Origin of the sequence: Acinetobacter sp. UBA801, assembly GCA_002296655.1 — a bacterium.
Taxonomy (GTDB): Bacteria; Pseudomonadota; Gammaproteobacteria; order Pseudomonadales; family Moraxellaceae; genus Acinetobacter.
In genome coordinates this window covers 1-6714 of record DBIN01000002.1, presented here as the reverse complement: position 1 = coordinate 6714, position 6714 = coordinate 1, and the positions used below count along the sequence as shown (strand labels likewise).

Annotated in this window: 6 protein-coding genes and 2 pseudogenes; 2 read left to right on the top strand and 6 right to left on the bottom strand. The window is 41.2% G+C overall.

The features are described 5' to 3' along the window. A pseudogene (locus tag B2W49_RS00200) lies at positions 1-503 on the bottom strand (nicotinate phosphoribosyltransferase); the annotation flags it as partial. 232 nt (positions 504-735) lie between these two features. Between B2W49_RS00200 and dtd the strand changes: the two are divergent. Further along, positions 736-1176 (top strand): D-aminoacyl-tRNA deacylase, encoded by a 441-nt coding sequence (dtd, locus tag B2W49_RS00195; RefSeq protein WP_291331372.1) that lies wholly within the window; start codon positions 736-738, stop codon positions 1174-1176. Between the two features lie 39 nt (positions 1177-1215). On the opposite strand, the gene B2W49_RS00190 is transcribed toward dtd, so the two are convergent. From B2W49_RS00190 to serB, 4 genes are all read right to left on the bottom strand, one after another. Further along, positions 1216-1728 (bottom strand): hypothetical protein, encoded by a 513-nt coding sequence (locus B2W49_RS00190; protein WP_291331371.1) that lies wholly within the window; start codon positions 1726-1728, stop codon positions 1216-1218. Between the two features lie 66 nt (positions 1729-1794). Continuing rightward, positions 1795-2274: an SCP-2 sterol transfer family protein gene (locus tag B2W49_RS00185; protein WP_291331370.1), complete on the bottom strand. Its 480-nt coding sequence runs from the start codon at positions 2272-2274 to the stop codon at positions 1795-1797. Between the two features lie 209 nt (positions 2275-2483). Then, positions 2484-2819, bottom strand: a complete 336-nt coding sequence (gene aciT, locus B2W49_RS00180) for a ciprofloxacin tolerance protein AciT (RefSeq protein ID WP_291331368.1) — start codon at positions 2817-2819, stop codon at positions 2484-2486. 400 nt (positions 2820-3219) lie between these two features. Then, positions 3220-4440 (bottom strand): phosphoserine phosphatase SerB, encoded by a 1221-nt coding sequence (serB, locus tag B2W49_RS00175; RefSeq protein ID WP_291331367.1) that lies wholly within the window; start codon positions 4438-4440, stop codon positions 3220-3222. Positions 4441-4518: 78 nt separating this feature from the next. Between serB and B2W49_RS00170 the strand changes: the two genes are divergently transcribed. Next, positions 4519-5778, top strand: coding sequence for a hypothetical protein (locus B2W49_RS00170; protein ID WP_291331365.1), 1260 nt, complete (start codon positions 4519-4521; stop codon positions 5776-5778). A 106-nt stretch (positions 5779-5884) separates the two neighbouring features. Here B2W49_RS00170 and B2W49_RS00165 read toward each other — a convergent pair. Next, positions 5885-6601 (bottom strand): annotated as a pseudogene (locus B2W49_RS00165) (RNA degradosome polyphosphate kinase); the annotation flags it as partial. Between the last annotated feature and the right edge of the window lie 113 nt (positions 6602-6714).

The following is a 6714-nucleotide window of genomic DNA, read 5'->3' as shown; positions in this document are numbered from 1 at the left end:
TCAGCTTGTTGCTGCTGTTGGTAACTTTGAATCAAGGCAATTTTTTTCTGTAAACGGCGCTCGCCTTCTGCCCAGACCCCATCATTGCGAATGCGCTGAAAATACAGTTCATTGACAATTGCCAAGACAAAAATCTCGAACATCATGGCTTGTACCATCGGGCCTTCTACCCGAATATCCAAACGACCTTGTGCATCAATACTGGCGTGAATAAAACGACGTTTGAGCTGAAATAGTTCTAAATAATCGACAAAGTCACTTTTAATAAAGCGTAACTTACGCAAATACTGTAATTCATCTTCTTTAAATTTCAGCTGACACAATTGGTCAAGCTGCGCATTCAACTCAGCTAAAATATCGCTCAGTGGATAAGCGGTATCTTCAAGGTTACGGCAGCGGAATTGATACACACTGTGCGTTTGCGGAAATTTATGCAGCACCACCTGTAACATGGTGAATTTATATAAATCAGTATCGAGCAGAGATTGAATAATGGGGGGCATAGGGATCATCATTTCGTGGTACTTCTTGCATTAAAGCATACTTTATTCAGCAAAAAAGGCTTTTATCGACAATCTTATTACAGCTTTGCTGAAGTGCAGCCTTCCCATGACATTTTATATCTCTTCGTACAACAGCAGTTCTGGTACTTACATGATTGATGTTAATGCACGCCAAAGTGCCTGAGTTTGCTACAATCTGCAGCCGTCCCCACACTGAGAAAATTAGTCCCCCATGCGTGCATTATTACAACGAGTTCTTGAAGCCAAAGTCGTGGTCGATGGTGAAATCACTGGCGAGATTCAACAGGGTATTTTGGTGTTTTTGGGCTTAAGCAAAGACGATAATTTTGAGAAAGGCAAAAAGCTGATTGATAAAATTTTAAAATATCGTTTTTTTGATGATGAACAAGGCAAAATGGGTTGGAATGTCAGTCAGGCCAATGGCGGTGTGTTATTGGTTTCACAATTTACTCTAATGGCTCAGACCCAAAAAGGTTTACGTCCTGATTTTGGCCCTGCGATGCCACCAAACGAAGCAAAAGCCCTCTATGAACAATTGGTGGACTACGCCAAAAGTCAGTTTGATCAAGTAGAAACGGGTATTTTTGCTGCTGATATGAAAGTGCATTTGGTAAACGATGGGCCTGTGACTTTTTGTTTGGAAGTTGACTAACTAAAAATAGAGCTCTCAAATGAGAGCTCTAAACTTACTTTATAAAGTAGTGATATATTTAGCGCGGTTCATGATATCAACTGGAACATCTTTCACTAACATTACAGTTAAACTTTGTTTAGATTTATTTTGAGCAGTTTGTGATTGAGTTGAATCAAGTACTGCATTTACATCTTTTGGCGAAAGCGTATACATTGCACCTGTTGCAGGATCGATAATAAGCAATCCAATTAAACCGCCAAAAATAATATTAGCGATATACCAACCGTTCACATTAGCAGTTACTTGAATTTTCTTTGGCTGATATCCATCTTTAGTAAAAGTTACTTCATAACTAGCTGGCTGAAAGAAGCCATTACCACGTTTTAAAGTAACAGTAGCTGGAGTAGAACCTGTATGGATTTTTTCACCAGCTTTATTTGTAATGCTGATATTTGCTGTATCAGGTACTGATTTAAAAGTTAATGTTTGTGTAGAACCAGAAAAAATACTTGCACAACCTGTAAATGTAAGAGTTGTTGCAATTATTGATGCTGTAAATAGTTTTTTCATAATAATGCCCCCTTTAAAGCGGGTGCATTATTATGAATAATTCAAAATATTTCAATAAGTTTGAATTCATTTACCCGTTTTTTGTTGAATAAACTGGCGCGCCATTTTGATTTTTTCTTTCACAGGTTTTGGCAGTTTAGGTGGAATCAACTTCGCTGCTTGGTTAAACCACACCAATAAGCCAAAATCACCTTCCATTTTAATGCTGCCGTTTTGCATGCCTGTCATAAACGCAGTTGGATCGCCTTTCATTAAGGTTTTTACACCTTGCTCACTGTCTGCAAACTGCAAAATAAAATCCGCTTTTTCTGCATCACCTGCCACAGTATCAATATGTCCATTGTTGACAATAATTTGACGCGCCATGCCTAAATCTGTGCCAATCTGAATGCGGAACTGACGCTCATGCACCAATTCAATAAATTTTGGACTGGTACGTGCCAGCTGTTTCATACGCAATGCCAAGCCTGCCACAAGCAGGTCAAGTGGATCGGTACTGACATCAACCAAAGGTAGTTTGATCACAGGAATTGCAGAAAGTTTCATGACCGAGAAGCCTATTGTAATTGTTGGATAATCAATAGACTTATCCTATCACAACTCCTGCTTTTTACAGCAAAGCTTTGTATAACAATCTTTAGCAGGGTTTAAAATTTTGTCGCTGTTTGAATGATGCAAACTACCGTGCGAATAAAGTAAAAAAGATGCAAACCAGTTGCATCTTATTTAAAGTTTTTGAATTGAGTCTGTATGATTTAGCGGCTTGAACACTGCTGATGATCGTCTTCATACACAGGAGTATGTTCGATACAGCGACGTTTTGCCAAAGCACGCTCTGCCCGTCGATCTTCTCGTAATAATAATAAAGTCACCATAGTCATCGCCAAGAAAATTGCTGACAAGTAACTGTAGGTAATGGGCAGATCAAATACGCTTTGCACACTGTAGCGTACCACTTCCAATAAACCCCAAAATACCATACCTGCCAACATAAAGTTTAACCAGCGACGATAAGGCGAAAAGAAAACAGCAATCAACGCAGCTGCGACGAGGCTTAAGCCTACAATGGTCGCTAAATTCGCTGTTAGCATAAAAACCTCCGTCTAAAGATGCAGCCTCTTTTTGAATTGGTCTGCAACTTCAAATACCGTTTAAATAAATAATGGATGTCGATTTAAATTCTATGTATGCATTATGCTGCGTTTTCTAGATAAAAAAAGACTTGTATTTTTATAAAGCGACACACCTTGTCGCAATATTATATTGTCATTACATTTTTTAAATTTTGTAGTTTTCGGGAAGCTAAGCTAGCCCTTTATTCGCGTGTCATTACAAAAAAACACCTTAATTTTTTGCCTAAAAAAATATTTTTTTCCTTCTGTGCTGTTGCGTTTTTTATCGACAGTGTCTGTTGACCGTTCATCGTTATCTGCTGATTATACAAACAAAAAAAGCAGCATAACTGCTGCTTTTTTTCATTAAATTATCATATTAGGCACGGTTCAAATCTTTGTCATGCACGCCTAATAAGTACAGCACACCATCTAAGCCCACACTTGAAATGGCTTGATTGGCGTTTTGACGTACCAATGGCTTAGCACGGAATGCCACACCTAAACCTGCTATAGAAAGCATTGGTAAGTCGTTCGCCCCATCGCCCACCGCTATGGCTTGTTCCAAAGAAATCCCCATTTTGTCTGCCAGTTCGCGCAGCAATAATGCCTTACGCGCGCCATCTACAATGTGACCTTTTACTTCGCCTGTGACCACGCCATTTTCTACATCTAGAATGTTGGCATGCACTTCATCAATCCCCAATTTTTCCTGTAGATATTCTGCGAAATACTGGAAACCACCCGACAAAATTGCTGTGCGATAACCTAAGGATTTCAGAGTTGAAATCAGGCGTTCTGCACCTTCGGTCACGGTCAGACGTTCAGCAATTTTAGGCAGTACCGCAGCGTCTAAACCTTTGAGCAATGCTACACGCGCGCGGAAACTTTGCTGAAAATCCAGTTCACCCTGCATGGCACGTTCGGTAATTTCCGCCACCTGATCACCCACACCTGCCTCAATTGCCAACTCATCAATCACTTCTTGTTCAATGAGCGTCGAGTCCATGTCAAAACATACCAAACGGCGGTTACGACGATAGGCATTGTCTTCCTGTACCGCGACATCCACACTCAGTTCATTCGACAGGCTTAAACACGCAGCACGCATAGCCACTGCATCTAGCATTTGCCCACTTAATCCAAACTGAATACAGGCACGTTTAGGTTCGTCTTCAGCTGTATTAAGCTGCGGACGACCCGACAAACGGGTCACGGTTTCAATGTTAAAACCTTGGCTAGATACAATATGTGTGACCGCCTGTAAATGTGAGGCATTCAGCTCTGGCGCCAGTGCAGTCACGATATAACGGGTGCGACCGCCTTCTTTGACCCATTGTTCATATTCAGTTGCAGAGATTGGTTTAAAACGCACAGTTAAGCCAATATCATGTGCTAAAATCAGCATCTCCTTCATGGCTAAAGCAGTTGCAGTCTGGTCTTCTGATGCAACAACAATACCTAAAGTCAGTTGATTATGAATAACAGCTTGGCCAACATCTAAGATTTGTAAGGAATGAACGGACAATACCTGCATTAATCGAGTAAACTGATTAGGTTGGTCAGGTCCTAAAAATGATATAAGAATGATTTCTCGCATGAATTGACTCGGGTCTGAGCTACAACTATTGTGAGAATCATAATCTAAATTGAATATAAATGCCTTGGAAGTTTTACCTTGAATGCGCCTAGACAAGGGCTATTTGCTAGCCTATTGATTGTAAGTTTTGCTTTTCACACCTTTTTATTGGTGCTTGCAACAACACACCAATTAAATGAAAACCGCGCCAATCAGGGGCAGTTAATGACCAGCCAACTGGTCACAGACAGCCTTTCTGAGCTGGAACCTGCTAATACAGTATCACTGGCATTATTGGTAAATCGTTATGCCACCAATCCAAGCATTGCTTCTATTCGTATTTTAGATGCGAAAAATCAGGTCTTGGCGACAGGTGGACAGTCACGTACCCGTGAAGGTGAAGTCTTTGTCCGCGATGCGATCGTCAATGAAAAGAAAGTCGGTACCATTGAAATTACCTTAATTCAGCCAAGTATTGGTGAAATTCTGCGTACCCAATGGTTAGCAATACTTTTATCATTACTGGTTCATGGTTTGTTATGGTTGGCTTATCGCGCGATTGCCCGTCCAAGCCGTAGTGAATATTTGGCACGCATTAATAATGAATCTCGCCTCAAACACGAATTACAATTATTGACGCAAGCCCTTGAGCAAGAAAAACATCAAACCGCTTTGGCACTTGCGCAGGCCCAGCAACAACCGAAACCTGTGATGTCGCCTAAAGCAAACAAAGCCATTGAGCAAAGCCAAGATCAGAACAACATTGCGCTGAATATTCAGTTTTATGACCCGAAACAATTATTAGACACAGTCACGCAAAGTGTGTCTGTGCCTTATTTTAGCTTATGTCAGATTTTCCTGAACAAAAGTATTGAACTGTGCGTTCAACACTACAAGTTAAATCGTTCCGATATTCAAACGGTACAGCCATTCCATGAAGATGGCGCAACACTGAGTATTGCAGCCAATACGCCAAATGCAGCAGCCTGTATGGCAATGATTGGCACGGTGTTCCAGTTATTGTCTGAAGTGCTGTATAAGCGTTACCGCGAAGAAAAACGTTTTGTGTTGCAAACTCGCAGTGGTTTATCTACCGCAGTCGAAGCCATGCAGTTATCTGCGGTGCAGGCGGCAGAGCGTTTGGTACATCAATTATCTGCCCGTGAAAATGCAGTGCATTTACCAAATGAACTCTTGGATCAACTGTCTGCGCATTATGAATTGGTGAGTATGCCAAATCCGACCAATGTGCTGATGCGTCATGCCTTTATGGTGAATGGTATGGACAGCCAATCGGCTGAGTTGGCGCAAAGCTTGCGAACTGAAATTCTAAAAGGCAAACATTCAAGAGCTTCTTAAAGCAATCCATGTGATGCTTTGAAAACATAAAACCTGAGTATGCGCACATACTCAGGTTTTTTTATATTCTCAGATGCTAGATCACATCCATTTACTGCTTCTAAATTTACACATTCAACTGTTTTTGCTCGACCAAATACATTTGCGCATTGTGTACGGCAGCCTGCCCTACCACAGCAGCTTTCTGCCATTCGCCATTGGCTTGTAGCTCCCACGCATTTTGATTGTCATGCAAATAACTCAGCAAGCCATCTTCCACAATACGCTGTTTAATTTTCTCATCCAAAATAGGGAAGCAGGTTTCCACCCGTGAAAATAAGTTGCGTCCCATCCAGTCTGCGCTGGCACAATACAATTTTTTCGCACTACCATGCTCAAAATAATACACGCGGGTATGTTCCAAAAAGCGCCCTACAATCGAACGGACATGAATACGCTCAGACATACCTTTCACTTTTGGAATCAAACAACAAATCGAGCGGATAATTAAATCGACCTGTACTCCTGCCTGCGAAGCGCGATACAAAGCCCTAATTAACTGTGGCTCAGTCAATGCATTGACTTTAATGATAATTCGAGCAGCTTTACCTGCTTGTGCAAACCCGATTTCTTGTTCAATCAGTTTGAGCAATTCACTGTGCAAGGTAAATGGTGCATGCAGCAAGTTTTTTAATTTTGCCGATCTGCCCATACCAGTGAGTTCCTGAAACACCCGATGCACATCTTCACAAATATCAGGATGTGTGGTCATCAATCCATAGTCGGTGTACATACGCGCATTGCCCGCGTGATAGTTGCCTGTACCCAAATGCACATAACGCACGGCAGAGTAAAACTATGCCATTTTGCCGCAGCTGCAAAGTTTAGGAATTCACTTTATTCAATATCATGACATTTTGGATAAACATAAAGCGTGGATTGCCGATTATTTTGCCC

What these genes read in the sequence shown, in the direction of transcription:
- dtd (WP_291331372.1), top strand. Translation starts at nt 736, where the DNA reads ATGCGTGCATTATTACAACGAGTTCTTGAAGCCAAAGTCGTGGTCGAT.
- B2W49_RS00190 (WP_291331371.1), bottom strand. Translation starts at nt 1,728, where the DNA reads ATGAAAAAACTATTTACAGCATCAATAATTGCAACAACTCTTACATTT.
- B2W49_RS00185 (WP_291331370.1), bottom strand. Translation starts at nt 2,274, where the DNA reads ATGAAACTTTCTGCAATTCCTGTGATCAAACTACCTTTGGTTGATGTC.
- aciT (WP_291331368.1), bottom strand. Translation starts at nt 2,819, where the DNA reads ATGCTAACAGCGAATTTAGCGACCATTGTAGGCTTAAGCCTCGTCGCA.
- serB (WP_291331367.1), bottom strand. Translation starts at nt 4,440, where the DNA reads ATGCGAGAAATCATTCTTATATCATTTTTAGGACCTGACCAACCTAAT.